Source organism: Helicobacter sp. MIT 03-1616 (genome assembly GCF_000765685.2).
Taxonomy (GTDB): domain Bacteria; phylum Campylobacterota; class Campylobacteria; order Campylobacterales; family Helicobacteraceae; genus Helicobacter_C; species Helicobacter_C typhlonius.
The window spans coordinates 1-475 of the sequence record NZ_JROY02000042.1 but is presented as its reverse complement, the minus strand read 5'-3'; the positions used below and the strand labels follow the sequence as shown (position 1 = coordinate 475).

The 475-nt window shown below is 32.8% G+C and carries 1 pseudogene; it reads left to right on the top strand.

Features of this window, described 5'->3' with window-relative positions:
- Positions 1–40: 40 nt before the first annotated feature.
- Positions 41–475: pseudogene (locus LS67_RS09500) on the top strand (hypothetical protein); the annotation flags it as partial.

The following is a 475-nucleotide window of genomic DNA, read 5'->3' as shown; positions in this document are numbered from 1 at the left end:
ATGTTTGCATAGAGCGAGAGAAAGCACAAAAAGGCAAATAATGGTTTATAAGGGAATAGGAATTTTTGCACTTTTAGGTATGGGTATTACCTATGCAAGTGTAAAGGAGAATTTAGATTATCTCTTTGAAAGTAAGTTTCCTATAAGTGATTATGTGTGGCAACAAAAAGGCACACATCAGGGCGACCTTTCAAAAAGCAATATCTTTAATCAATCTCATATGCAACCTAATCTCACTATGCTTACCGATGAGTTGGGTAACCCCATATTTGATGAAAATGGAGACCCTATTTATATTGATAAAGAAGGCAATATGTATTCAGGAGAAGGCAAAAAAATTCTTGATAAAAAAATATTGCTTGATAAAGCAGGAAAGCCAATCCTTGATAAAAATGGAAACCATATCTTTATAGATAAAAATGGCAATCTCAAAGATAAAAACGATAATCCTATTTTAGATTCTAATGGCAACCCT